This is a genomic window from Brucella thiophenivorans (assembly GCF_002252445.1).
Taxonomy (GTDB): Bacteria; Pseudomonadota; Alphaproteobacteria; order Rhizobiales; family Rhizobiaceae; genus Brucella; species Brucella thiophenivorans.
In genome coordinates this window covers 39,674-64,938 of the sequence record NZ_NNRJ01000051.1, presented here as the reverse complement: position 1 = coordinate 64,938, position 25,265 = coordinate 39,674, and the positions used below count along the sequence as shown (strand labels likewise).

Here is a 25,265-nt window from a genome sequence, read left to right as displayed (position 1 = left end):
AATTCTACTTTTGAAGTCCGTTATTTGCCGGGGGGATTACCGTCTGTCTGGCGCTATGTGCAAAAACTGGCGTAATAAAAGTGGGCTCTTAAAGCGTAAGCGATGTCTTGATCACACGTTGTCTTGATAATTCCATGGCAATAGTTGGTCGATGTGGCTCTGCTTATGGCCATTAACGATTGCAGTGAGCGTGCTTGTCAGCCATTTCTGCGGATCTACTGAATTGAGTTTGCACGTTTCGATCAGCGAGGCGATCGTAGCCCAGTTATGAGCGCCTGCTTCATGACCTGCGAAGAGTGCATTCTTACGGCCGAGCGCAATTGGCCGGATTGTTCTTTCGACGCTGTTGTTATCCAGCTCGACACGACCATCAGACAGGAACAGACACAAGCCGTCCCAGTATTTAGCGATGTATTTCAACGCCTCGCCCAATGGCGCTTTTGCCGACACGCGTGCGCGGTGATGCGCAAGCCATGTTTGCATATCGATGATCAGCGGCTTTGATTGTGCCTGACGAACTGCGAGCCGCGCTTCTGGATTGAGACCACGCAATCCAGCCTCGATCTTATAGAGTTCGCCGATCCGTTTTACACCGTCTTCAGCAATCGGGGACGAGCCTGTGCGCGTGATGTCAATAAGCTTGCGACGCGCATGAGCCCAGCAGTAAGCCAATTGTATATTCGGACCAACACAATCTGGCGCGACCAACCGATTGTAGCCTGCATAGCCATCCACTTGCAGGATACAGTTGAAGCCCTGCAATATCTGTTCGGCATATTGGCCAGATCGTCCGGGCGCATAAGTGAAGGCGACACCGGGCGGGGCATTGCCGTCCCATGGTCGGTCATCCCGCGCCAAAGCCCAAAAATATCCTGTTTTGGTCTTTCCTGATCCGGGATCAAGAACCGGTGCACGCGTCTCATCCATGAAGAGTTTGTTCGATCGCTTCAGATCAGCAATCAGCGCATCAAAGACAGGGCGCAGCTCAAAGGCTGCCCGTCCCACCCAGTCAGCCAGTGTCGAGCGATCTATGTCGATGCCCTGACGGCCCATGATCTGGGCCTGGCGATAAAGCGGAAGATGGTCGGCATATTTGGAAACCAAAACATGTGCGACTGTTGCTTCCGTCGGTAAGCCTGACGGGATCAATCGCGCTGGAGCTGGCGCTTGCACAACACCATCAGTGCATGCGCGGCATGCGTATTTAGGACGATGCGTGACAATGACACGAAACTGCGCAGGGATCACATCCAGTCGTTCAGAAACATCTTCGCCAATGCAATGCAGACAACCACCGCAGGCGCAAATCAGACTTTCCGGCCCGATCACTTCATCGATACGCGGCAGGTGCTTTGGCAAAGAACCGCGATTGGTGGCACGTGGCTTTGAGGCAGGCTTGGTGGAAGTTGTATCCGCTTCATCTTCTGCATGGATCGCCGCTATAGCTGTTTCCAGATCTTCCAGAGCCAGATCAAACTGCTCAGGATTAATCTTCTCTGACTTGCGTCCAAAAGCGGCCTGTTTGAAGGCTGCAACCAGCTTCTCCAGCCGCGCAATCCGATCATCTTTACGAAGACCGAGCGCTGTTGCTGCGATCAGAAGCGCATTCAACTCAGCAATATCGTCAGGCAGATCGGCAGCGTCCAGCATGCGCCAAACTTACCAAATCCGGCCTTGATTTGTCTGATGAATATGGCGGCAGAGTCACCGTGTCGCAGCATTTAAACAGTCATAGGCGCTCGTGCTTCCACTGCACGGACACGTCGCCAGTCGAGCCCTGCAAACAACGCCTCAAACTGCGCATGGTTCAACGACATCAGCCCATCCCGGACATCCGGCCAGCTGAAGGTATGCGTTTCCAACCGTTTATAGGCCAGAACCATACCCGTGCCATCCCAGTAGATCAGCTTGAGCCGATCAGCCTTGCGCGAGCGAAAGACAAATACAGTTCCCGTAAATGGATCCTTGCGCAGTTCGTTCTTCACCAACGCAGCAAGCCCGTCATGGCCTTTGCGGAAATCGACAGGTTTGGTAGCCACCATGATCCGCACCCGGTTGGAAGGGAAGATCATTTGAGATCCGCAAGCGCGCTTGCAACAGCTGCAATCCGAGAAGCAGACGCACCTTCTTCCAGCCGGATGATAACGGTCCCGCTGAATATCTCAACGCGCGAAACTGGTGTTGTCACCGGTTCAATTGCAGACTCCGTTACTATGATCGCCGCAAATTCCGTATCATCTTCGGGCGGAGGCAGTACAAGCTTGCCCTGGCGTGCCAGCGTGCGCCATGAAGACAAATAATTGGCACGCACGCCATAACGATCGGCAACTTCCTGCACCGTAACGCCAGGGCGCAAGCTTTCCGAAACAATCCGGGCTTTTAAATCAGCTGGCCACTGACGATGGCTGTCACGCTTACTCTGATCGCTTGAGAGAAACTCCATTCGAGGCTCCATGGAGAAACTCCGTTCTGTCCATTCGCTAACTCTCAATGACAGAGTGCAAAATCAAACAGAATGTGGGGCCAGAACAGCGGTTACCTTAAAGCCCGCTCGTTTCGTTGTTCTCACTCATGCTTGCCTTCTTCTCCTTGTCTTTATCGTAGTGCCACTTGATGGCAAAAAACATGGCCACGCCTAAAACGAGAAGTTTGAACGTACCGGCGACGATGGGGAACCATTCCATTTTATGAATATTTCCATGCTTCTATCTATCCTGAGAGCACCTAGCACAATATGTCTGGTCTAACAGCTCATTTTTCTTGAGACCCCCTCTTTCACCAAGCTTTCTGCAGATAAGACGAACTTCTGTAAGACCGTATCGGAAATTTTGCAGCCAGAAACGGCAGCGCATATCGTGATAGCCATCAAGCACATAATTGTCAGCTGGGCGCATACCCGACATACGAATTACATTAATATGGTCATTGCTTTCTTGTATTGCACGACAACCTTTTGAGATAGTAAACTAAGCGTCCCACTCCTACAAGACGCCTTTCAATAGTGAATTCTTACTCATCAGAGAGTTATCTTCTGATCAAAAAACCCTTAAAATATTAATCAGAATTTTATAATATTAAAATTCTCTGTAATTATCTTGATCACGTTTCATTGTATTAATATTTGAATAATCATGGAAATTACAATGGATTTAATTAATAATTCTAAATATCTTTTAGTTTCAATATATTTTCATACAATTCTATAATTGGTTTTTCGACATTACCACCAGATATATGTTCATGCAACTGATCGATTTGATCCCATTGAATCGCTCCACCATCTTTCGGATTTGCAACACGCTCCAGAATATCTGCCAGCTTCTTGACAATTTCAGAATCCGAATTCTTACTGCTGCTCTCACTGACAAGCGCGTAACTGGTTACGCACTCACAGATTCTCTCAGCAGTCGCAATTGCAGGCAACCACGCTAGCGCCTCCGTACTCGCAGGCGGTGGCTCAGACGTCGAGCGCTGGAGCTGCACACGCAAATTGGACAGTTCGCTATAGGCCGAACGCCGCTTTGCAGCGCTCTGGTCGAAGATTTTAGGCGGAGTTTCATCCGTGGTAGCCGAACGAGTAACGGTACTACGAAGATAATCCGCAATCGTTATCAGAGCTTGAGAGAAATTGCTTTTGATCGACTTATCAATTGACTTCGGCCATATGAGATAGCCGAAGATCAACACGATTCCGGCACCAATCACAGTATCGGTGAGGCGCTGCACACCATAATTCACGGTTGGTCCCGCGACTATAAGATCAATAAGTATAAGTATGAGCGGCGTGAGCAAACTGCATTGCAGAGCATAGCCCTTGAGCGCTGCCCACGGAATTGTCGCGCTCAAAATTGCAATAACAAAAACCAGATAAAAGTCTTTCGGCATGACCATTAAGATTGCAGTTGCAACCAACACACCAACCAGTGTTCCGGCACTCCGCTGCACGGCTCTCACAAAAACCGACCCGAAATCTGGCTTCAGAATGACCGCAACTGAAAGCGGTATCCAGTACGAGCGGTAGCCGGGAGCCGTAAACTCGGCAACCATCGCAATCAGCATACAGATTGCAAGCCTGATTGCCGCATTCACGACTTCTGGACCCAACAATAATCGGGCCCTCAATCTGGAAAGGCTAAAGTCCGGCTTCGAACGATCAAGCGAAAACAAATGCAAGATGGGAAATAGTCGAGCAGACTGATTGGGTGAGCCGATAACACTCGATAGCTGTGAGAGATTGTAAAGCAAAGGATTGGTGCTCTGGCTATCAATCTTCATTGCATTTGGCGTAGCTTTGTACATGATTGTTTTGGCCAAAAACGCCAAACGATCCGCTGCCAGTTTCAATACGTTGGTATCATCCGTCGATGTGTTTAAAAGAGCAGCAATTCTATCCGTGATGGAGAGGATGTTGGCGCTCCAGTCTCTCGCCACCGAACGTCCATCGGCATGCAACTGATTATGCATCAAGGCTGCATAGGCTTTCGACTGCGCATCGTTCACGCTGCGAATGGCCATTTCGATCTTGGCGTCACCCGGTTTTGTCTGAACATATGTTCGCGCAAGATGAGCGAGTGCGTTAAGTAAATTCGCCACGATCTCACGTTCAGGTCGTTTCGGGCTAACGAGCGCTTCTATAGCAAGCAAGGTTGCGGCAAAAGCTGCGCCGCAAGCAAACAGTGACGGCATCAGCCAGATCGAAGCGGTTGAATGCACATGTGCTGCTACAATCGTCATCACCAGCATCTGAAGAGCGCCAGCAGAAACCGCTGCACCATACCCACTGACCAAGCCCGATAGCAAAGCGACAACGACAACACCTGCAATCGTTGCAACACCATGACCGCCGATAAGAGAGCCTAGGAGGTAGCCACTCATTCCCATAGGCGTGGCGATTAATATGCGGCGAAACCGCGCGAGATATGGATCGTTCTTCTCACTGGTGCCAGTGAGAAGACCGCCGAGGCAAACGATCATTGCTGGCAGAATATGGCCGGTTAGAAGCCCAACAATCATCGGCACAGTGGTTACCAACGTCAATCGTAAAGACTGACGCCACGGCCAATAAGGCGCAGGCGAAATCTGAGCTAGATTGCGCAGCCATTGCGCCGGTTGATATGCCATAAATTACAACGCTTTATCGCTGGTAGAGCGATTGCAATAACAACCGCTCACCTGTTGGTACCAACTATTCATCCCATGGGTTGATGAAACAGCTTTGAGAAAGATGTCTACTTGAGCAGAATATCCGTCGCATCAAGAACCTCTATGGATGAGATTTTATCGAGTGCTGCGATCTTAAGTTCGTTCTGCGCAAACAGCCGATTAAGATCAAACTTGATAAAGTTTATTGCATCGTAAGTGCGCACGTAAAGCGCATTGTTGGTCAGGTCGCCAAGCACTGTCCATGATGTATATTCGGTTTTGTATTCCTGACCATCTGATGCCAAAGCGCCTTCAATATCCAATCCACCCGACTGTGGAGGATCAATCGTGATCCCGCGCGGACGATCAAAATTGTTCATGATATGGCCAAGTGCACGGATTGCCTTTTCCGGAGCTGCTTTTTCAGCAAAGTGCGCGTAATAGGCCGCGCGCACAAAACGCCCGACAGACGTATTAGACGCAGGCAAACCTGCGGTCGCGATACCTGAATCTGGCTGCGAAACCTCAAGATCCCCAAACTTGCCTGTCGACTGATCAAGGTTGTTTAGGAAGGTATAATTATTGAGATTGGTCAGATGCCATGTGAATTCCGGCCCATTGGTCATGACACCTACCGGATTGTCATAGACATTTTGACGATCACCCGAAAATTCAATGACAATAGATCTGCCCGTGCGGTCATGCACGACAAAATGGAAAGGCGTCTTTGCACCGTGAAGGGGCACCAACGCTGTCAGAATAACCGTGTTGTCACTAAGCGCTGTTTTCACTTCGGCAGCAGTGGCAAACTGGCCCAGAACCCATGCTCCGAGATCGATTGCTGCAAGCATCGCTTTTGTCTTTGCAGCATTATCCGCAGGCCCGGACGCACCGGCGAAAGCGAGTACGCTAAAGGTAAGACCTGCTTCGTTCAAACCTTCGACAATTTTCAGATCAGCAAGACTGCCATTTGGGACGGCAATCCCAAAAACTCCGTATTTGGACTGGAATTCTAGCGGATCGTGGCCATCGACCACGGAAGAAAACTGATGTCCTTTCGGTATGCTCGCCACCACGTAAGGCAGTTCCATGGACAATTCCATGGTACGTCCGGCATAAGCGCCGCCGCCCGCATCGCGGAACATAAGAGCCGTACATGCAAGCCATAGATCCTGGGGGATATGGTAGGCAGATGCTTCTGATAGGAACGGTACGACTGTTGAGATCAAAGACACTGTTTATTCCCCCTTCAACGCTGACACTTACTTTTCTGCACTTCAGAAACTTTCATAAAAGAAATAGCCGCCAGAAATAAAACTATCAATCAATTATCAAGAAAAATCCGGTTAATAGATAACTTATTTAATTTGCATCCCGAAAGCCGTTTCCAGTTTTCGGGATGCATAATCGGCTCATATGTTTCGTTATACTATTTCGTGCTTTTGACCACCTCAGTATCCGGAATGATATGATGCGTTGGTCGCGCACGTGGATGCATAAAGAAGTGTCCATCCGGAGCATTATGCAACTTGATATGCACCATCTTCATACCCGTAGATTTCCCGCTCTTGTCATGTACAGCGTAGACAATAAAAGGAATAACCAGAACGACGAGGAAGCTGATTACCAGCAGCGTCACATAAGTTTCGTCTGCGCTCTCACCACCGATGGAAGTCGGCGGGTAGAACGACACGAAGAATGCAAGCAGCGACACGAGGAAACCAACCACAGCGACGGTAATTTTAAACCCGTTACTGCCGGGCACACGGAATGTCCGCTTGAGTTCCGGCTGTTTCAGGATCAATTGAATGTAACCGAGGAACAGCAGGAAATAAGTGCACAGATAGATAACCACGGTCAGCGCAAGGGCGATCAGAAACGACATATTGCTGCCGCCGCCTGTATTGGTCAGAACGATGATCGCAATAGACGTCAGGATAAGCTGCGCGACAACCAGCGGAACAGGAACACCGTTCTTGTTCACCTTAGCGAAAGCTGTAGGAAGAATGCCCTTCTGCGCCGTAACATACATTCCACGCGCCGGTCCGACGATCCATGCAGCAATTTCGGCAAGAACACCAAGCAGAAGCAACGCTGCAATGATACGAACAGTCCACTCAAATCCCGGGCCGAAATGCGCCACCAGCGCGCTGAATGTCTGAACCACACCGGATGAAAGATTAATGTCATCCGCTGCAATGGTTGCCGCAACCGACAAACCACCGATGGAACTCAGAATGATCGCAGCCGCCATCAAAAGGAACATGGCCATCGGATAATCACGGCCCGGATTCTTCATTTCGTTGACGTGGGTCGCAGACGCTTCAACACCCATGTAGCTCAAAATAAATGCTACGAAGACAACAAGCGTGCCGATCTGGGTGAAGTCAGGGAAGAAAGTCTGCGCGGACATTTCAATCTGCAAAGGCGCGCCGCTCGAAAGATAAGCGATAGCCAATGCCGCAAGAATGATTGCTGGCAGCAAAATTCCGGCGAAGAAGCCAACTTTGGCGATAATTGCAGTATATTTGGTTCCGCCCAACTGTGTAAAAGCCAGCGCCCAAAGAATTATCAGTGCGGCTATGGTTTTGATAATCGGGTCGGAATTCAATGCGGGCCAACTCAGAATATAGGAGAGTGCGCCGAGTACAAAGTAAAGCATCGGGAGAAAACCGATAGCGATTTCGAGATAGCAGAACGAAATTGCAGCAAAGCCCCATCGTTCGCCGAGCGTATTGGAAACCCAGGCAAAAACACCCCCCTCTTCCCATCCTTCGACGGTGGCCATTTCTGCCGCACAAAGACCGACTGGAATGAACCACAAAATCCCACCGAGCAGCAGGAAGAACACCAGACTAAAACCTGACGTCGCAAATGTTGGATATTCGTAAACTGCCATCACCATTGAAGCGGTAATGGCAAAAAAGCCGATCATCGATAGTTGTTTAGCCGGACTTGCCGCCTTGGTATTCGCCATAGCAATTCTCCCGAGTATAGAGACGCTCACGAGACTGATTGAACATCAATCTCTTGAGTAAGTTGCGAATATTCAAATGAACGTAGGCCGTGTGAACGATTATTTTTCGGGCGTGGCGTGAGACGGATTTTGTTTCTGAACAGGAGAACAGACCGCCATGGAGTGGTTCTCCACAAGGGTTGTTCGACGCATTCAGAGAGAAAACCCGCCACGTCCCGGAGGGATATGGTGAAAATAACCCAGCTTTGCGTCGCAAAACCTTGATGGAGAACTACTCCACCTTCGGCTTTGCTCCTAAACCTGTGCTATTTTCATCCATACCACGCTCCAAAACATAATCGTCCACACGGCCTAGAGTAACTTAAGTATGGCTGAAGCCACCAGCCTCGTCTTCCGACAGTGGCTTGCTGACCGGATGCTTTTCGAAATAATCAAGGCTGCGCTTGAGATCGTCGATCAGAAGGCTACCCAGATCACGGCTCACGCCGTGGCGCACCAGAATACGCTGCACTACAAGATCTTCACGATCTGCCGGCATTGAATAGGCCGGCACCTGCCAACCCCGGCTACGCAAACGATCAGCCACATCATAAAGTGTGTAACCACCGATTGTCTGACCTTCTTTCAGCTTCCATGCCAGCGCGGGAATGCCCTTCTGGCTGTCGCCATCGAAGATCATCTCAAATGGTCCAAGCTTTGCGATCTCGGCTGACAGATACTGCGCCGTTTCATAGCAGGCATTGTGAATCTTCGCGTAGCCTTCATGTCCCAGACGCAAGAAGTTGTAATACTGCGCGATGATCTGACCGCCAGGACGTGAGAAATTCAATGCAAATGTCGGCATGTTGCCGCCAAGATAATTCACATTGAATATCAGTTCTTCCGGTAGATCAGAGGCCTCTCGCCAGACAATCCAGCCAGCGCCCAAAGGGGCAAGACCAAATTTATGGCCCGATGCATTAATAGATTTCACGCGCGGCAATCGGAAATCCCACTCAATGTCAGGCGCACAGAAAGGTGCCAGGAATCCACCGCTCGCACCGTCGACGTGAATAGGAACGTCCAGCCCGGTTTCTTTCTGAAGCTTATCCAATGCATCATGGACAGCCTTCACCGGCTCATACTGGCAGGTAAACGTAACCCCCATCGTCGGAATGACGCCGATTGTATTCTCATCGACGCGCTTGAGCACTTCTTCAGGGCTCATGATCAGACGATCACCTTCAAGCGGAATTTCGCGCAACTCAACATCGAAATAGCGGGCAAATTTATGCCAGCAAATCTGCACAGGACCGCAGATCATGTTCGGCTTGTCGGTTGACAGACCTGCGGCAGCGCGCTTCTTTCGCCATTGCCATTTGAGCGCAAGCCCGCCCAACATTGCAGCTTCCGATGAACCGGTCGTCGAACAGCCAAGCGTATTTTCTGCGTCTGGCGAATTCCACAAATCAGCGATCATATGCACACAACGCGCTTCAATCTCTGCTGTCTGCGGATATTCATCCTTGTCGATCATGTTCTTATCGATCGACAAATCCATTAGCTGGCGAATTTCATCATCGACCCATGTCTGACAAAATGTTGCAAGATTCTGACGCGAATTGCCATCCAGCATCAGTTCATCGCGAACGGCAGCAAACACATTACGCGGATCGCGCTCTTCTTTGGGAAATTTTGTCTTAGGCAAAGAAGCAGATAATTCTAATGACGCATATACATCGTCCAAGCTGTTGTATTTTGCGGAAATAGATTTCTTAGTCATGCCTCGCCCTCAATTTACGGATGATACCAAGATATATTACCATTCAATTCGTTGCTTATAGACAAGCATCCTGTCAACCATAATTATAGGATAATATTAAATTAGTTAATTGAATTAGAAAATAATTACATTAGCTATTGCCACAGCAAATTCATTATGCGTAATTTACTATCTGCATCTGAAAATATTGGTTTTTAGGGGGTGTAAGTTGTCATTAAATCTTCAAGATCAAGTTATCTCTGCTTATGAAATCGCGAAGCAGTCATCTGGTGGAAAAAATGCAGATTACATTCCTTTCCTGGCTAAGGTTCCCAGTGAACTGATTGGCGTCGCGATCGTGACGGCCGATGGTCAAGTCTTTAAACACGGCGATACCGACTATAAATTCGCACTGGAATCCATTTCTAAAGTTTTTACGCTGGCTCTGGTGATGGAAAAGATCGGTGCAAAAGCCGTCAAGGAAAAGCTGGGCGACAGCCCAACCGGCATGCCATTCAATTCCGTGCAGGCGCTGGAATTGCATGAAGGAAAGCCACTGTCACCGCTGGTAAATGCAGGCGCGATAGCTGCTGCAAGTCTGGTTCCGGGTGACGATGCGGAGCAATGCTGGTCGAATATTCTCGACATGCAAAGCCAGTTTGCAGGGCGTAAAATCCAGCTCAGCGATGAAGTCAATCAATCGGAACAAGACACGAATTTTCACAACCGGGCGATTGGCTGGCTGCTTTACAGCGCAGGCACTTGTTATAGTGACCCAATGCGGGCGGTCGACGTCTATACACGTCAATGCTCGACACTTGTCGATTGTGTTGATCTCGCAACCATGGGAGCAACGCTTGCTGGCGGTGGCGTCAATCCAATCACCAAGAAGCGCGTTGTGAAGCAAGAGCATGTCGCCCCGTTACTCGCAGAAATGATGATGGAAGGCCTATACACCTCCTCTGGCGATTGGGCCTATTCCGTTGGCTTGCCTGCAAAAAGTGGCGTCGGCGGTGGTCTTGTCGCGGTTATTCCGGGCAAACTAGCGATTGCTGCATTTTCGCCCCCGCTTGATGAAGCCGGCAATTCCGTCCGTGCGCAAGTAGCTGTTAGCGAAATTGAGCGGCAACTCGGTGGCAATATATTCAAAGCGCCGATCTGATTGTATCAAACCGGCGCCGAATTGGCTTAAACTGTGAATTCGAGAATTGTTCCATTCGCATCATCGGGCGAAACAATAATGCGGCCTGATGATTCAGTATAAGCAACATTGTTGGCTTTCAGAACTGCGCAGACCTTGTCGAGCGAAGCAACCCGGATGCGCAAGCCAGAAAACGCTTGAATCGAAGTTTTATTTAAAACAGCAGCTCCATAGAGTTGTTCTGCATGGCTGCGATCGTAAACAAGAATATCAGCAGAATCCGGCCCTGTATAAACACGCCATACGCCATCTGCGCCCGTCGCTTTTGCATCAGCAAAAAGCTTCGCAAAACGCTTTGCCGATACTTCCGCATCAACAGAAACTGCGACTATTGCCGAAAGTCCGATTGCACCGTTTTCGTGTTCGATCAGTTCCGGGAGCCAGACAGTCTCGCGGGTCTTATGCTGACACATAAAAACCATGCCTTGCGGCACTTCGCGCTCGGAGAATGAAGCCGTCTCAAAAGCAGCAACACCTTCCCCGCCATTCGGCAACTGAACCGGGCGCGAAAAGGAACCCACCTCACCCGTCTCAAGGCCCAGGGTAGCCAGTTCCGCTTTGGCCTGTGATGCGCTATCGATGCGGCAGGCGATGGCATGCAACCCCTCACCTTGTGCGGCAAGCTTCTCACGCTGATGCAGATTACCAGCTGTTTCCGCAACAATCCCCAGAAGCTCAAAATAATCCTTCGGGAACATAATCGTATAATTGCCGGTGCCTTTTTCCTTGCTGTGAAGGCCACGTGGGCTGAGCGTAAAGCCAAGGCGGCGATAGTGCTCCGCACTTTCTTCGAGATTGTTAACAAGCAAGAAGGTGTGATCAACACCTCTGACAGGATGGGACATGCAGGCTTTCCTTTTCTTTACGGACATCTTTCAGCAACAGCTATTCCATATTTTCAAAACGTACTCCTGATCTCTGTCAAGAATGAACGGGCACGAAATTTAAGTCGAACCTAACCCTTGCCAGAGAAAATTGAGACTTATTAACGCAGAAATTGCGATATAATTTTCCATTTTCAAAACAAATGTTAGTTTATATTGACATTATTTCTATAGATTCTAGCATAACAGTGCTTGCATAGAAGATTCAGGATGGATTCACTCATTTTCGAGTGTTTTCAGGGACTTGAACAATAATGGAACCTGCGGGAAAAGAGGCTGGAAAGCCCTCCCTCAACGTTCTTTAGGGGAACATAAAATGCATATCAGGAAAGCTGGCCTTGGCCTGTTTCTCGCTGCTTTTTCACTCGCAACGGCACCCTCCCATGCCGAAGAAGTAAAACGCGGCGGCACAGTCATCGTCCATATGAATACCGAGCAGGGTATCCTTAATCCGGCCTTGCGTGCCTCCACAGGCATTTATCAGATCACTGGCCGCATCATGGAACCATTGATCGACCGCACATATGAAGGCTATGTGCCTGTGCTGGCGACGAGCTGGACTTCATCGGAAGATGGCAAGGAAATCACCTTCAAGCTGCGCGAAAATGTACGCTGGCATGATGGAGAGCCATTCACTTGCGAAGACGTTTCGTTCAGCGCAATGAACCTGTGGAAGAAGCTGCTGAACTATTCGACAACGTTACAGGCCAACCTGGAGGCGGTCGATTGCACAGACCCACACACCGCTGTTTTCCGCTATTCAAAGCCGATGCCGCTCGATCTTCTGGTCGCTGCCATGCCTGATCTTGGCCATCCGGTAGCCAAGCATCTTTATGAAGGCACCGACATCCTCAAGAACAAGTATAACTCTGCACCTGTCGGCACTGGTCCGTTCAAATTCGTTGAATATGAGCGCGGACAGCACATCATTGCGCAGCGCAATGACGATTACTGGCGCGGCAAGGAATATCCATATCTTGATCGCGTAATCTGGCGTTTCATGCCTGATAAGGCAGCAGCAGCGGCAGCACTTGAATCCGGCGAAGTCATGGAAACCGCTTTCAACGGCATTTCCATGTCGGATACCGAGCGCCTTGCAAAAGACGGCCGTTTCGACACCGGAACCAAGGGCTTTGAAAACAACGTCGCTCACTCGACCGTTGAGTTCAATCTACGCAATCCGATCCTTGCAAATCTGAAAGTTCGTCAGGCGATCTACCATGCCCTCGACATCGATTTTGCGATCCAGTCGATCATGCGCGGCTATGCCAAGCCGGGCCGTGGCCCGATCCCAAGTTCGGGCGGCGCAAATTACACCGATCAGGTTCAGACCTATCCGTATGACGTCGAAAAGGCGAAGCAGCTTCTTGATGAAGCTGGCTATCCAGCAGGACCCGACGGCGTCCGTTTCAAGCTGCGCCATCGTCCAGCACCGTGGGGCGAATATACCCAGCTCTGGTCTGAATATTATGCGCAGGCCATGAAGGAAGTGGGCATTGATGTTCAGCTCATCACCAATGATGCGCCGGGCTTCCTCAATGGCGTCTATCGCGATCATGATTTCGATACCGCCAGCGGCTGGCACCAGTTCCGTTCAGATCCGGCTGTCTCGACCACTGTCTGGTTGCGCTCCGGCGCTCCTGTCGGAACTGCATGGTCGAACCAGTTCGATTACAAATCTGACGAAATGGATAGTCTGATCGATCAGGCTGCAACCGAGCTAGACCCTGCCAAGCGCGCTGAGCTTTACCATCAGATTCAGCAGCTTGAAATGAAGGACCTTCCGGTTATTTTCGCCATCGAGCATCCGTTCATCGGCGTAACCAACAAGGCTCTGAAGAACCACCACAACACACCGCGTTGGGATTCTTCAAGCTGGTACGATCTGTGGATTGATCAATAAACTGAGAAAACAATACCGTCGATGGGATTCCATCGGCGGTATTGCCTATAATATTCCATCGGATGCTCCGCCATGCCCTTGCCTCCCCTTTTGAGTTTTGCGCTGCGGCGCATTTTGCAGGCGATCCCCGTCATACTTCTGATCATGATCGGGTCGTTTCTGATTATAAAGCTCGCCCCTGGCGATACTGTTGACGCTCTTGTGGGCGATATGGGCGGTGCCGATCCACAGTTCGTTGCCAATCTGCGTGCTGAATACGGTCTGGATCAGCCGGTCTGGATGCAGTTACTTCTCTATATGAGCAAAATTTTACAACTCGATTTCGGCTGGTCCTATGTTTATGAGCTACCCGTATGGGATGTGCTGATGAACCGTCTGGTGCCAACGCTGCTGCTGATGGTTTCCTCTCTCTCGGTGGCATTTATTTTCGGCGTTGCATTGGGTGCGATTGCCGCTCGTCGCGCCTATACATTGACCGATAATGCAATCTCGACACTGGGCCTTATTTTCTATGCGATGCCGAGTTTTTTCTTCAGCCTGCTTCTGATGTTGGTGTTCTCCGTCAAGCTCGGATGGCTTCCTGTTGGCGGGTTGAAAACGCTGGGTGCTTTTTACTCCGGCTGGGATAATGTGGTCGATATTGCGATACACCTCATCATGCCAACTACGGCACTCGCACTGATTTATCTGGCATTTTATATGCGCCTGATGCGCACCAGCGTTCTGGAAGTCGAAGACCTTGATTATATACGGACCGCGCGCGCAAAGGGTGCCAGCGGCGCTCGCCTTATGTTCCACCATATCATACGCAATGCGCTGTTGCCGGTTGTTACACTGCTGGGACTTCAATTCTCGACAGTGCTCGGCGGTTCCGTAGTCATCGAGACAATCTTCTCCCTGCCGGGGCTTGGCCAGCTTGCCTATATGTCGGTGATAAAGCGCGACATCAATACATTGATGGGCATTATCTTTCTTTGCTCCGTCCTTGTGATAATCGTCAATTTCATCACCGATCTTATCTATGCGCGGCTTGATTCCAGGATCGAATTGTCATGACATCACAGGATTTGTCTCTCCCGCGCCCGCAAGCCTCTCGCGCAAGAGTTCTCTGGCGAAGATTTAAACGCAACCGCGCCGCTGTGCTTGGTCTTGCGCTTTTCATTCTCATTGTGCTGATTGCAGTTTTTGCTGACGTGATCACGCCCGGCGATCCGCTGCGCCGTGCCGGGGATCCGCTTGTCTGGCCGTTCGTGAATATGACAACGCCGCTTGGCACTGATCAGCTTGGTCGTGACATCATGTCCGGTATTTTTCACGGTGCGCGTATTTCATTGCTGATCGGTGTGGTGGCGACACTCATATCGATCTTCATCGGCGTGCTGATTGGCGCATTTGCCGGCTATTATGGCGGGTGGGTTGATGATGTGTTGATGCGCGTCACCGAAGCCTTCCAGACAGTTCCAAGCTTCGTGCTGTTGCTGGCGCTGGTCGCCATCTTCGGCTCATCCATCGAAAATATCATCATCTGCATCGGTATTGTTTCGTGGACTGCGCCTGCACGTATGGTGCGCGCCGAATTTCTGGCCCTTCGCAAACGTGAATTCGTCGATGCCGCACGTAATCTGGGCATCGGCAATGTGTCGATCATTTTCCGCGAAATTCTACCCAATGCATTGCCTCCAGTGATCGTATTTGCATCCGTTGTGATGGCAACCGCCATTCTGATGGAAAGCGCACTGGCATTTCTTGGTCTTGGTGATCCCAATTATGCAAGCTGGGGAAACATGATCGGCCAGGGCCGTGCCGTGCTGCGCACCGACTGGTTCTGCTCGGTCATTCCCGGCATTGCCATTCTGCTCACCGTTCTCTCTTTCAGCTTGCTTGGCGAGGGACTGAACGATGCGCTTAATCCGAGGCAGAAAAAATGACAGCCAGCCCGGTTCTTGAAATCAAAAATCTGCAAATAGCGCTTCCAGACGGTGCTGATCGTCCATTTGCCTTGCAGGATCTGACATTAACCGTCAATCCGGGTGAGATTGTCTGCCTCGTGGGCGAGAGCGGTTCTGGCAAGTCGCTGTCGGCAGGTGCGATCATGCGCCTTCTGCCCGAACCACATGTGCGCGTTACCAATGGCACTGTCCTGCTTGAAGGCACCGATCTTTATTCGCTTAGCGAAAAGGAAATGAAGGCCTTGCGCGGCAACCGCATCGGTATGATCTTTCAGGAGCCGATGACCGCACTTAATCCGCAGAAGACAGTCGGCTGGCAGATTGATGAAGTGCTGCGGCTACATACAAAGCTTGGCCGTAAAGAGCGCCGCGCATCGGTTATGGAAATTTTGCGCGAAGTAAAAATTCCTGATCCGCAATCGGCCTATAATGCCTATCCGCACCAGATTTCCGGCGGGCAGCGCCAGCGCGTGATGATCGCCATGGCGCTGATCCTCAAGCCGCGCCTTCTGATTGCAGACGAGCCGACAACTGCGCTTGATGTGACCACGCAGGCACAGATTCTCAAGCTTATCCGCGATCTGCAACGCGAACACAGCACCGGCATCTTGTTCATCACCCATGATTTTGGTGTAGTGGCAGAGATTGCCGATCGTGTTGCTGTGCTCAGGCTTGGCGAACTTGTTGAAGAAGGTCCGGCTAAGGACGTACTCAACAATCCGCAGCATCCCTATACAAAAGCGCTTATCGCAGCGGTTCCCGCACTCACCCCACCTGCAACCAGAATATCCGACAACATTCAGCCCATCGTGCTTAAAGCGGATGCCTTGTCAAAGACATTTAGGGCACGCGGAGGCATTCTTGGCGGTAAGCGCAGTGCAGTGCCTGCCGTGAAAGACCTGTCCTTTGAACTTCGACAAGGCGAAACGCTTGGTGTCGTTGGGGAAAGCGGTTCTGGCAAGACCACCGTCTCACGCATCGTCACACGGCTCCTCGAAGCGGACAGTGGGAAAGTCGATCTGAATGGCCGAGATTTCCTCAGTGCAAGCCCGCGCGAAGTCCGTGCCATGCGCAAGAATATTCAGATGGTGTTTCAGGATCCAATGGCATCACTCAATCCGCGCCGCCGCGTCATCGATCTGATTGCACAGGGACCAATCGTCCATGGCATGCCAAAGAAACAGGCGCATGCGAAAGCACGCGAACTGCTTGAATTGGTCGAGCTTTCGCCAGCGGCAGCTGATCGTTTCCCACATGAGTTCTCCGGCGGACAACGTCAGCGCATCGGCATCGCACGCGCATTGGCGCTGGAGCCACGCATTATCGTGGCTGACGAGCCGGTTTCCGCACTGGACGTCTCGGTTCAGGCTCAGGTCTTGCGGCTTCTCGCCGATCTGCGCGAACGGCTTAATCTGTCGCTGCTTTTCGTAACTCATGATCTGCGCGTTGCATCCCAATTATGCGACCGCATCATCGTGATGTCGAAAGGTGAAATCGCTGAAACCGGTCCGACAGCGGAAGTTTTCGCCAACCCGCAACATGAATATACACAGCGCCTTCTTGCCTCTATCCCCGGCAAAAGCTGGACGCCGCCGCGCTTTGACAGCGCAGAATGAAGGTGCAGGATACAATGGAAAATATCAGCTTCCCTCCCTCCATCTGGGCTGCAACCGCGCCTGAGCGCAAACCTTCTGCGCCACTCACTGCCGATACTGAGACGGATTTTGTCATTGTAGGTGGTGGCTTCACGGGATTATCGGCAGCACTCCAACTTGCCAAACGCGGCAAGCGCGTGATCCTTCTGGAAGCCAAAGCTGTTGGCTGGGGCGCATCGGGGCGCAACAATGGACAGGTCATCCCGACAATGACTGCGGCAGAACCGGACGCCATTGCAGCCCGTTATGGCGATGCGGGCACACGTTTTGCAAAGCTCATCGGTAACAGCGCCGACATTCTTTTTTCTATCGTTCGCGACGAGAAAATAGATGCGGAAGCCGAGCAGACCGGATGGTTCCAGCCTGCGCATTCACCGGGCCGTATAAAACTGTCGCAATCGCGCGTCGATGCGTGGAAGCGTTTTGGCTTTCCGGCGGAATATTTCGATAGCGCCTCGACATCAAAGCTTTTGGGCAGCGATTTCTGGTATGGTGGCATGTTCAACCCGACGGGGGGGCATATCAATCCGCTTGCTCTCGCACGCGGTCTTGCCAAAGCCGCGGAAACACATGGCGCAATCATCCATGAACAAAGCCCGGTCACATCTTTTGAACGAAAAGGCGATCATTGGGAAGTACGCGCTGGCAATGCAACAGTTCGCGCCAAAGGCTTTCTTCTCGCCACCAATGCCTATACGGGCGAGTTGCGTGAAAGCCTCGCGCCGCGTCTTGCACGCTCCATCGTGCCGGTTCTGGCATGGCAGATGTCGACAGCTCCCCTGAGCGATAATCTGCGTGCAACGATCCTACCGGGACGTCAGGCTGTGTCCGACACGCGCGGCGATCTTCGCTTTTTCCGCTATGATGCGCGAAACCGGCTCATCACCGGCGGCGTTGTCATGGGCGACTATAATGTTGCTGAACGCGTTAAGCAAAAGGCCGCCCGCAACATGGCCGAAGCTTTTCCTGCCATGGGTGAGCCCGAAATCACCCATGTCTGGAGCGGCTATATCGGCATGACTTGGGATCGCTTCCCGCGCATGCATCAGCTTGGCAACAATGGCTGGGCATGGATCGGATGTAATGGGCGCGGCGTGGCACTTGGAACGGCACTGGGACGTGAATTTGCACGTGCGCTGGAGGGAGAGCCATTGCAGGAACTCGCACTGCCGATTTCCGAGCCTGCCCCTTTGCCCTTCCACAAAATAGCGCGGAAGATTGCGCCATTTTATCTTGCCTGGTTGCGGCGTAAGGATATGGCAGAGCCAAATTTATAAGCGAAACTATATAACATTCATGCGAAAGGTAGATCCATGAATCAGATGCCAATTCTCGAACGTCGCCGCATTGAGGCGCTTGTTCTCAAAAATGTCTATGAGGTTCTTCGCGAGCGGTCAGGCGAGGAAGAAGCTCAGGCAGCCATCGGCGAAGCGGTAACGCGCTCTGCGATTGAACAGGGGCGCAATTTTGCGGAAGAACTGGGCCGCACACCGGACCTTCAAGACTTTGCCGATATTCTGCCGCTCTGGACCAAAGACAATGCGCTGGAAATCGAAGTTCTGTCGCAAGGCAGTGATCATTTCGATTTCAATGTAAAGCGCTGCCGCTATTCGGAAATGTATCGCGACATGGGATTGGGACATATCGGCCATTTGCTTTCTTGCAATCGAGATGGCGATTTCTGCATTGGCTACAACCCGGAAATGAAACTCGAACGCACACAAACCATCATGAAGGGCGCAAGCCATTGCGACTTCCGGTACAAACTCGAAGCTCAAGAAAAAGGAGCCTGATATGCCGGTTGAAAACTGGACCTCAAACCAGCTCGACGAACTGATTGCCTTCCGCCGTGATCTGCATGAAAACCCGGAACTGCTCTATGAGGTGCATCGTACAGCGGAAAAGGTCGCTGAAGCTCTGCGCGCCGCAGGTCTTGATGACGTCGTAACGGGCATTGGCCGCACAGGTGTTGTCGGCGTCATTCGTGGACAAACCAACAAATCCGGTCGCGCTATTGCTCTTCGCTCGGACATGGACGCGTTGCCGATCCTTGAGGAAACTGGCGCTCAATGGGCTTCAAGAATTCCAGGCAAGATGCATGCCTGCGGCCATGACGGCCATACCACGATGCTTTTAGGTGCGGCACGTGAACTCGCACAAAGCCGGGCTTTTGACGGCACCGTCATCGTGATCTTCCAGCCGGCAGAAGAAGGCGGTGCGGGTGCCAAGGCGATGATTGATGACGGTCTGTTCAAGCGCTGGCCGGTCAACGAAGTTTACGGCATGCATAACCGTCCGAACCTGCCGGTGGGTGAATTCATCATCAATTCCGGCCCGATTATGGGCTCGGTTGATGTGCTTGATATTACTATCGAAGGCGTTGGCGGTCATGCCGCCACCCCGCATCACACCATCGACCCTATTCCTGTAACGGCAGCGCTGATTCAGGCAATTCAGACTTTGAGCGCACGCACCATCGATCCGCTCGATTCCGCTGTCATCTCAATCACCACCATTCATGGTGGTGACGCGTTTAATGTCATTCCGCAAAAGATTAAGCTGACGGGCACGGTACGCACGTTGCGCGAAGAAGTACGCAATCACATCGAAGAACGACTGGCCCGCGCGGTCGCGGGTATTGCAGATGCTTTTGGTGCCAAGGCAACGCTCGATTATCAGCGCAATTATCCTGTGACCGTCAATCACGAACGCGAAACGGAACTGGCAGCGCTTGCGGCTGAAGCTGTTTCGGGTTCAGATCGCGTTGCCCGCGATATGCCCGCCACACTTGGCGGCGAAGATTTTGCCTTCATGCTCAATGAAGTGCCGGGCGCAATGATCAATATCGGCAACGGCCCAAGTGCCAATCTGCATCACCCGAAATATGACTTCAACGATGATGTGATTGCATGGGGTTCTTCTTACTGGACGACATTGGTCAGGCAGAGATTACCTGTTTGATGACGCAATAAACAAAGCCGGGGTAATTTCCCGGCTTTGTGTTTGGTTTCTCTATACACCCAATCTGAAATGATTGTTTGCTGCACCAATTCTCGAAAGCAAACTCTCATCATGGCTGATGGCAACAATTCCAAGACTATACTTCTCGGTAAGCTTTATCAAAAGTTGCCATATTTGAGCTTGCGCCACCGGATCGAGTGCAGAAGTAATTTCATCTGCAATTAAGAATCGAGGTTTTGCGCCGAGCGCCCGCAAAATGGAAACGCGCTGTAGCTGCCCGCCAGAGAGTTCGTGCGGATAGCGGGTTTCCCACTCTGTTTCAATGCCAAGTGTGCGTGATATTTCTGTATCCACTGGACCCGATTCAGCAATGATTTTTCTGATCTGCCAGCGTGGGTTCATGGCCATTAGCGGTGACTGGTAGAGGTACTGAACAGGCCATGTTTCGGTTGAAGTTATATTGCGCTTGTTGAAGGTAACTTCACCGGCTTTCGGACGATTCAGCCCAGCGAGAATACGGCCCAATGTGGTTTTACCGCAGCCAGATGGGCCGGAAATACAATAGACCGAAGCTGTGTTCAGGCTCAGCGAAACGTCTGAAAAGACAATACGCTTGCCAAAGGCAGCACTGACATTCTTGGCTTCAAGCATAGGCATGGAAGTCATTTTGCGGCAGCGCACGCCATAGAGACTTTGCATAGTGAGAAGCAAGCGCATCCCCTGCCCCGCTAAAGGCAGATGTCGGCGCTAAACAACACATTTTTCCGTCTTTCAAAATCGCAATGTGATCCGCATAGGAAAGCACGGGGATCAGATCATGCGTGATCAGCAAAACAGCACCGCCTTCGTCAGCGTGTTTACGCAATTTTTCCAGAATAATGTCGCGATTGGTGGGGTCAAGCCCTGCTGTCGGCTCATCAGCGATCAGCAGTTTTGCTCCGCCTGAAATTGCCTGCGCCATCAGAACGCGCCGCGCCATGCCGCCGGAAAGCTGATGCGGATAAAGGCGGGCCACGTCAGCGCTCAATCCCACTTCAGTCAGGCGGCTTTCGATTGCTGGCGGCTTTCCAGCCCGGTTTGCGGCCCAGCCAATAAGCGCGCCGACGTTGGCAGTTGGATCGAGATACGTTGTTTGTTGCGGCAAAAGCGCTATGTCGCGGCCCCGTTTTTCGCTCAGGCTCTTTTTGCAAAGGGGGTTGCCTTGAAAAGAAATATCCCCTTTAGCGATGGCATTATTGGGAAGAAGCCCCAGAATGGCATGGGCGAGCAAGCTTTTGCCTGCGCCCGAATGACCGACCAGCGCGACAATCTCGCCCGGTGCAATATTGAGTTCAATATCCGACAGGCGGGTTATCGTATCCTGACTGAAAAAGCCGTTATACCGACGAAACGAAACGCTAAGATTATTGATTTCAAGCATCAGGTCTGAGCCTCTCTCGGACTGGTCAGGCGGCGTAATCCATTAGCGAGCACGTCAAAGCACAGCACCATGATCAACAACGCGAGACCTGGAAAAACGGCGAGCCACCACCGGCCACCGCTGATATGACGCATCGCTTCTGAAAGCATAATGCCGATGGCTGGTCGCGATGGTTCAAGGCCAAATCCTAAAAAGGTAAGACCTGCTTCATGCAAAATTGCATGCGGAAACATCAGCAGAAAGCCAACAAGCATCTGGGGCAGAAGATGCGGAAGAATGTGGTTCAACAAGATAAAGCTGCGCGATTTTCCAAAACTGCGCGACGCTTCGACAAAAGGTGCTGCGCGCACCTGTATGAGTTCAGCGCGCAAAATACGCGCAAAACGTGGCCAGTGCGAAATCGCAACGGCAATAATAACCGCACCTGTTCCACCGCCCAGCGCAAAGCTGATAAGAATAAGCAGAACAAAATGCGGCATTGCCAGCATACCATCGGTGACAAAACTGCCAATCGCATCGGCAGTTTTGCCAAGCCCCGACAGAAGAACGATCACAAGGGCGATGACCACCGAAAAGCCAGCAGCAAAAATTCCGACACGCAGGCTGAGCGTGAGACCGTGCAATGTCCGGGCAAACATATCACGCCCCATCTGATCGGTTCCGAACCAGTGCGAAAAAGACGGCTCCATATTGCGTATCGAAAAATTGGAGCGGATGCCGGTTTCGCCATAACCCCATGCGGCAACAGAAATCGCAACGATGATTGCCAGTGAAAACAAAGCACTGAAGAAGGCGCGTATGCGTCCGTTGAGAGGGATGATCGTCATGCTCCCTCTCTCAATCTTGGGTCAACGACGCGGTAAAGAAGATCGGCGATCATGTTTCCGGTCGAAACGATCACCGTCATAAGCATTGCAATGGCCAGCAGCAGAGCCACATCGCCGCGAATACCTGCCTCAACCGTTGCACGGCCCAATCCCGGCCATGCAAAGACCTGTTCGGCAAGAATTGCCCCGCCAAATATCTCGCCAATTGAAGCAAACAAGACCGTCAGGGCGGGCAAAGCTGCATTACGAACGCCGTGACGAAGGATAATGTCGCCCTGACGCGCGCCTTGTGCACGCGCAAAGGTAATGTAATCCGATTGTAGAACTTCAATAAGCTTGGCGCGTGAGTGCAGAGCGATCTGCGCGACACCAAAAAGTGTCAATGCAGATAATGGCAAGATCAGATGTTGAATGCGTTCAAGTAAACTCACCTGATCGGAAGGAACACCAATCGGACCCGCACAGCAGTTTGGCGTCCAGCCAAGTTTAACCGAGAACAGCGCCAGCATCAGCATGGCCAGCCAGAAGGTCGGCATTGCCGCAAGAAGATAGCAATAGAGACGAATAACGCGATCGATCCAGCGCCCTTCATAGGCGGCTGAAACCAATCCAAGCGCAAAGCCAAGAAGACCGGATAGCAGCCAAGCAAGACCCGTCAATGTCAGTGACGCGCCAATGCGACCGCTCATCACTTCACTGACCGGCGCGTTGTAAGTGATACTGAAACCGAGATCACCCGTCAAAATGTTGCCGGCCCAACGCAGGAACTGCTCATAAACAGGACGGTCCAGCCCCCAGATTGCAGCAATCTGCATTTTCTGTTCAGGGCCGACATAGGCCATAGCCGGTCCAAGATAAGCATCAACCGGATCAATCGGCGAGGCTTTCATCAGTAAAAACACCGCGAAAGCGACGCACAAAACCAATGCGCAAAGACGCAGAAAGCGAATTGCAATCAGATTGATGATTTCAACATTCACTCGCAGGTCCACCGCCAGTTTGCAATTGTTGCTGTTACCGGCCATCCATGGCCATGCGGCTCAATCTGGGTTTTGCCAATATCAAGGCATTTGTTTGTGAGATAAACATGATCGAGATTGACCAGCCATGCCCATGAGTTATCACCCTTCAGACCGTAATACTCGGCGGCTTCAGCCCAATAAGGCAGCGAGGCTTCAAGGCTTTCAGCGCCCTGTGCTTTTTCAAACAATGCTTCAACATGGGCGTTGGCATAGTAACTGGGATTCATATATTCGACGCCGCCAAGCTTTTGTGCAAAGAGGCTATAAAGCTGATATGGCGAGTGACTGCCAAAGCCAAAAACCACCGGCTCGGAATGCATAACGCGCCCAATCGCGTCCCAGCTTCCGCCTTGCGCCGTTGCTTCGATACCCAGTGGGCGCAGCAGTTCGGCAGCCGTTTCGGCCAATGCCTGCCGGGTTCCATCGCTGGCAGGATAGTTGATCGGAAATGCGGCTCGAACGCCTTCCCTGACGCGAATTCCGTCATCACCAGCGACCCAGCCTGCCTCATCAAGGAGTGCTTTTGCAGCATCCAGATTGAAGTCGACCTGATCGGCTTTACCCGCCCACGGCAAGCCATCTGCAGGACCGAATGCTGGCGTGCCATGACTATTCAGCGCTACATCGACAATCAACTTACGATCAAGCCCCATATTGATTGCTTTGCGGATTGCAGGATCAGACGTCACCGCATTGCCGACTTTGCGGCCATCCACGTCATGCGGCTTTGCGAAAGGCAGACTTAACCCTCTGTTATCGACCGTCTGAACGGATATTGCCTTAAATCCACTTGGAACAGCGTCGGCAAGTTGGGCCGGAACTGCGACCATATCCACTGCACCAGCATTTGCAGCCGCAAGCCCTGGCGCTTCGCCAGTAAAGAGGAATGTTATTTTCTTAAACGGTCCTTTGTCACCGTAATAAGCGTCATTGCGCTCGACGATGAGCTGTTCGCCTTCATTCCAGGCAACAAATTTATAAGGCCCGGAACCTATCGGCTTACGCGCATAATTTGGCCCATAAGTCGCAGCAGGCACAATACCGAGCGTATAAAACGCCTCAACAAAGGTGATCCATGGCCTGTTCAGCGAAATGCGAAGCGTGCTTTTATCAACCCCTTCTGCCTTTTCCATCACACTCAGATCAATCGCATTGGCTGATGCTTTGGCCGTATTGAAGGTGAATGCAACATCTTCTGCTGTGAGTGGTGATCCATCGGAAAAACGCACATCATCACGCAGCTTAATCGTCCAGACTTTGCGGTCGTCAGAGAGTTTCCATTCGGTTGCAAGATCAGGGACCGTTCCGAGATCGACATCACGACGCAAAAGGGTCGATTGGAACAAGGGATTGCCGTAGCCACCCCAGCCAGCCAATGGATCAAATCCATTATCCGGCTCACCACCGATTGCCAGCGCGAGGCTGTCTTTGGGAGCAGCATAAACTTGTGTCACAGCACTCCATGCAACAATTGCTGCAACCGAAACCGATACCCACTTCATCCCGCCCTCCGCAGTATGATCTTTTTGCAAAATCATCTTACTGAAGGTATTTGATGGACGCAATATACTTAAATATAAACT

Annotated in this window: 22 protein-coding genes; 8 read left to right on the top strand and 14 right to left on the bottom strand. The window is 51.4% G+C overall.

Features of this window, described 5'->3' with window-relative positions:
- Positions 1–111: 111 nt before the first annotated feature.
- The 8 genes from tnpC to CEV31_RS14340 form a co-directional block, all read right to left on the bottom strand.
- On the bottom strand, positions 112–1,650 hold the full coding sequence (gene tnpC, locus CEV31_RS14370; protein WP_094507746.1) for an IS66 family transposase: 1,539 nt from the start codon (positions 1,648–1,650) through the stop codon (positions 112–114).
- Positions 1,651–1,721: 71 nt separating this feature from the next.
- Complete coding sequence (gene tnpB, locus CEV31_RS20960; protein WP_079211003.1) at positions 1,722–2,072, bottom strand: IS66 family insertion sequence element accessory protein TnpB; 351 nt, start codon at positions 2,070–2,072, stop codon at positions 1,722–1,724.
- Positions 2,069–2,455 carry a transposase gene (locus CEV31_RS20955; RefSeq protein ID WP_132229998.1) on the bottom strand — a complete coding sequence of 129 codons (387 nt, stop codon included), beginning with the start codon at positions 2,453–2,455 and terminating at the stop codon, positions 2,069–2,071. Before CEV31_RS20955 ends, tnpB begins: the two co-directional genes overlap by 4 nt.
- Before the next feature lie 85 nt (positions 2,456–2,540).
- Positions 2,541–2,684: a hypothetical protein gene (locus CEV31_RS21135; RefSeq protein ID WP_094507745.1), complete on the bottom strand. Its 144-nt coding sequence runs from the start codon at positions 2,682–2,684 to the stop codon at positions 2,541–2,543.
- Between the two features lie 478 nt (positions 2,685–3,162).
- Entirely contained in the window at positions 3,163–5,121 is a 1,959-nt protein-coding gene (locus CEV31_RS14355; protein ID WP_094507744.1) for an FUSC family protein, read from the bottom strand.
- Positions 5,122–5,228: 107 nt separating this feature from the next.
- A complete protein-coding gene (locus CEV31_RS14350; protein WP_094507743.1) occupies positions 5,229–6,377 on the bottom strand; it encodes a linear amide C-N hydrolase in 1,149 nt (382 codons plus the stop codon).
- A gap of 194 nt (positions 6,378–6,571) precedes the next feature.
- Complete coding sequence (gene gadC, locus CEV31_RS14345) at positions 6,572–8,119, bottom strand: glutamate:gamma-aminobutyrate antiporter (RefSeq protein ID WP_094507742.1); 1,548 nt, start codon at positions 8,117–8,119, stop codon at positions 6,572–6,574.
- Between the two features lie 361 nt (positions 8,120–8,480).
- On the bottom strand, positions 8,481–9,881 hold the full coding sequence (locus CEV31_RS14340) for a glutamate decarboxylase (protein ID WP_094507741.1): 1,401 nt from the start codon (positions 9,879–9,881) through the stop codon (positions 8,481–8,483).
- A gap of 208 nt (positions 9,882–10,089) precedes the next feature.
- Between CEV31_RS14340 and glsA the strand changes: the two genes are divergently transcribed.
- Positions 10,090–11,022 carry a glutaminase A gene (gene glsA, locus CEV31_RS14335; RefSeq protein ID WP_094507740.1) on the top strand — a complete coding sequence of 311 codons (933 nt, stop codon included), beginning with the start codon at positions 10,090–10,092 and terminating at the stop codon, positions 11,020–11,022.
- A 26-nt stretch (positions 11,023–11,048) separates the two neighbouring features.
- Here glsA and CEV31_RS14330 read toward each other — a convergent pair whose 3' ends face one another.
- A complete protein-coding gene (locus CEV31_RS14330) occupies positions 11,049–11,906 on the bottom strand; it encodes a VOC family protein (RefSeq protein WP_094508528.1) in 858 nt (285 codons plus the stop codon).
- Between the two features lie 355 nt (positions 11,907–12,261).
- Here CEV31_RS14330 and CEV31_RS14325 point away from each other — a divergent pair, with 355 nt between their 5' ends.
- The 7 genes from CEV31_RS14325 to CEV31_RS14295 all read left to right on the top strand — a co-directional run bounded on the left by CEV31_RS14325 (position 12,262) and on the right by CEV31_RS14295 (position 20,413).
- Positions 12,262–13,848: an ABC transporter substrate-binding protein gene (locus CEV31_RS14325; RefSeq protein ID WP_094507739.1), complete on the top strand. Its 1,587-nt coding sequence runs from the start codon at positions 12,262–12,264 to the stop codon at positions 13,846–13,848.
- Positions 13,849–13,920: 72 nt separating this feature from the next.
- The gene (locus CEV31_RS14320) at positions 13,921–14,904 is read left to right on the top strand and encodes an ABC transporter permease (RefSeq protein ID WP_094507738.1); all 984 of its coding nucleotides are present in this window, start codon (positions 13,921–13,923) and stop codon (positions 14,902–14,904) included.
- Complete coding sequence (locus tag CEV31_RS14315) at positions 14,901–15,776, top strand: ABC transporter permease (protein WP_094507737.1); 876 nt, start codon at positions 14,901–14,903, stop codon at positions 15,774–15,776. The genes CEV31_RS14320 and CEV31_RS14315 overlap by 4 nt, the downstream gene beginning before the upstream one ends.
- Complete coding sequence (locus CEV31_RS14310) at positions 15,773–17,413, top strand: ABC transporter ATP-binding protein (RefSeq protein ID WP_094507736.1); 1,641 nt, start codon at positions 15,773–15,775, stop codon at positions 17,411–17,413. Before CEV31_RS14315 ends, CEV31_RS14310 begins: the two co-directional genes overlap by 4 nt.
- Positions 17,414–17,427: 14 nt before the next feature.
- Positions 17,428–18,729 carry an NAD(P)/FAD-dependent oxidoreductase gene (locus tag CEV31_RS14305; RefSeq protein WP_094508526.1) on the top strand — a complete coding sequence of 434 codons (1,302 nt, stop codon included), beginning with the start codon at positions 17,428–17,430 and terminating at the stop codon, positions 18,727–18,729.
- 36 nt (positions 18,730–18,765) lie between these two features.
- Positions 18,766–19,245 carry an L-2-amino-thiazoline-4-carboxylic acid hydrolase gene (locus tag CEV31_RS14300; protein WP_094507735.1) on the top strand — a complete coding sequence of 160 codons (480 nt, stop codon included), beginning with the start codon at positions 18,766–18,768 and terminating at the stop codon, positions 19,243–19,245.
- A gap of 1 nt (position 19,246) precedes the next feature.
- Positions 19,247–20,413 carry a M20 aminoacylase family protein gene (locus CEV31_RS14295; protein ID WP_094507734.1) on the top strand — a complete coding sequence of 389 codons (1,167 nt, stop codon included), beginning with the start codon at positions 19,247–19,249 and terminating at the stop codon, positions 20,411–20,413.
- A gap of 51 nt (positions 20,414–20,464) precedes the next feature.
- Here CEV31_RS14295 and CEV31_RS14290 read toward each other — a convergent pair whose 3' ends face one another.
- Genes CEV31_RS14290 through CEV31_RS14270 form a run of 5 tightly spaced genes read right to left on the bottom strand, consistent with a single transcriptional unit; the run spans position 20,465 to position 25,184 of the window.
- The gene (locus CEV31_RS14290) at positions 20,465–21,079 is read right to left on the bottom strand and encodes an ABC transporter ATP-binding protein (RefSeq protein ID WP_169717368.1); all 615 of its coding nucleotides are present in this window, start codon (positions 21,077–21,079) and stop codon (positions 20,465–20,467) included.
- Positions 21,057–21,833, bottom strand: a complete 777-nt coding sequence (locus CEV31_RS14285; RefSeq protein WP_094507732.1) for an ATP-binding cassette domain-containing protein — start codon at positions 21,831–21,833, stop codon at positions 21,057–21,059. The genes CEV31_RS14290 and CEV31_RS14285 overlap by 23 nt, the downstream gene beginning before the upstream one ends.
- A complete protein-coding gene (locus CEV31_RS14280; protein ID WP_094507731.1) occupies positions 21,833–22,660 on the bottom strand; it encodes an ABC transporter permease in 828 nt (275 codons plus the stop codon). Before CEV31_RS14280 ends, CEV31_RS14285 begins: the two co-directional genes overlap by 1 nt.
- The gene (locus CEV31_RS14275; protein WP_235818114.1) at positions 22,657–23,640 is read right to left on the bottom strand and encodes an ABC transporter permease; all 984 of its coding nucleotides are present in this window, start codon (positions 23,638–23,640) and stop codon (positions 22,657–22,659) included. The genes CEV31_RS14280 and CEV31_RS14275 overlap by 4 nt, the downstream gene beginning before the upstream one ends.
- Positions 23,637–25,184, bottom strand: a complete 1,548-nt coding sequence (locus CEV31_RS14270) for an ABC transporter substrate-binding protein (RefSeq protein ID WP_094508522.1) — start codon at positions 25,182–25,184, stop codon at positions 23,637–23,639. Before CEV31_RS14270 ends, CEV31_RS14275 begins: the two co-directional genes overlap by 4 nt.
- Between the last annotated feature and the right edge of the window lie 81 nt (positions 25,185–25,265).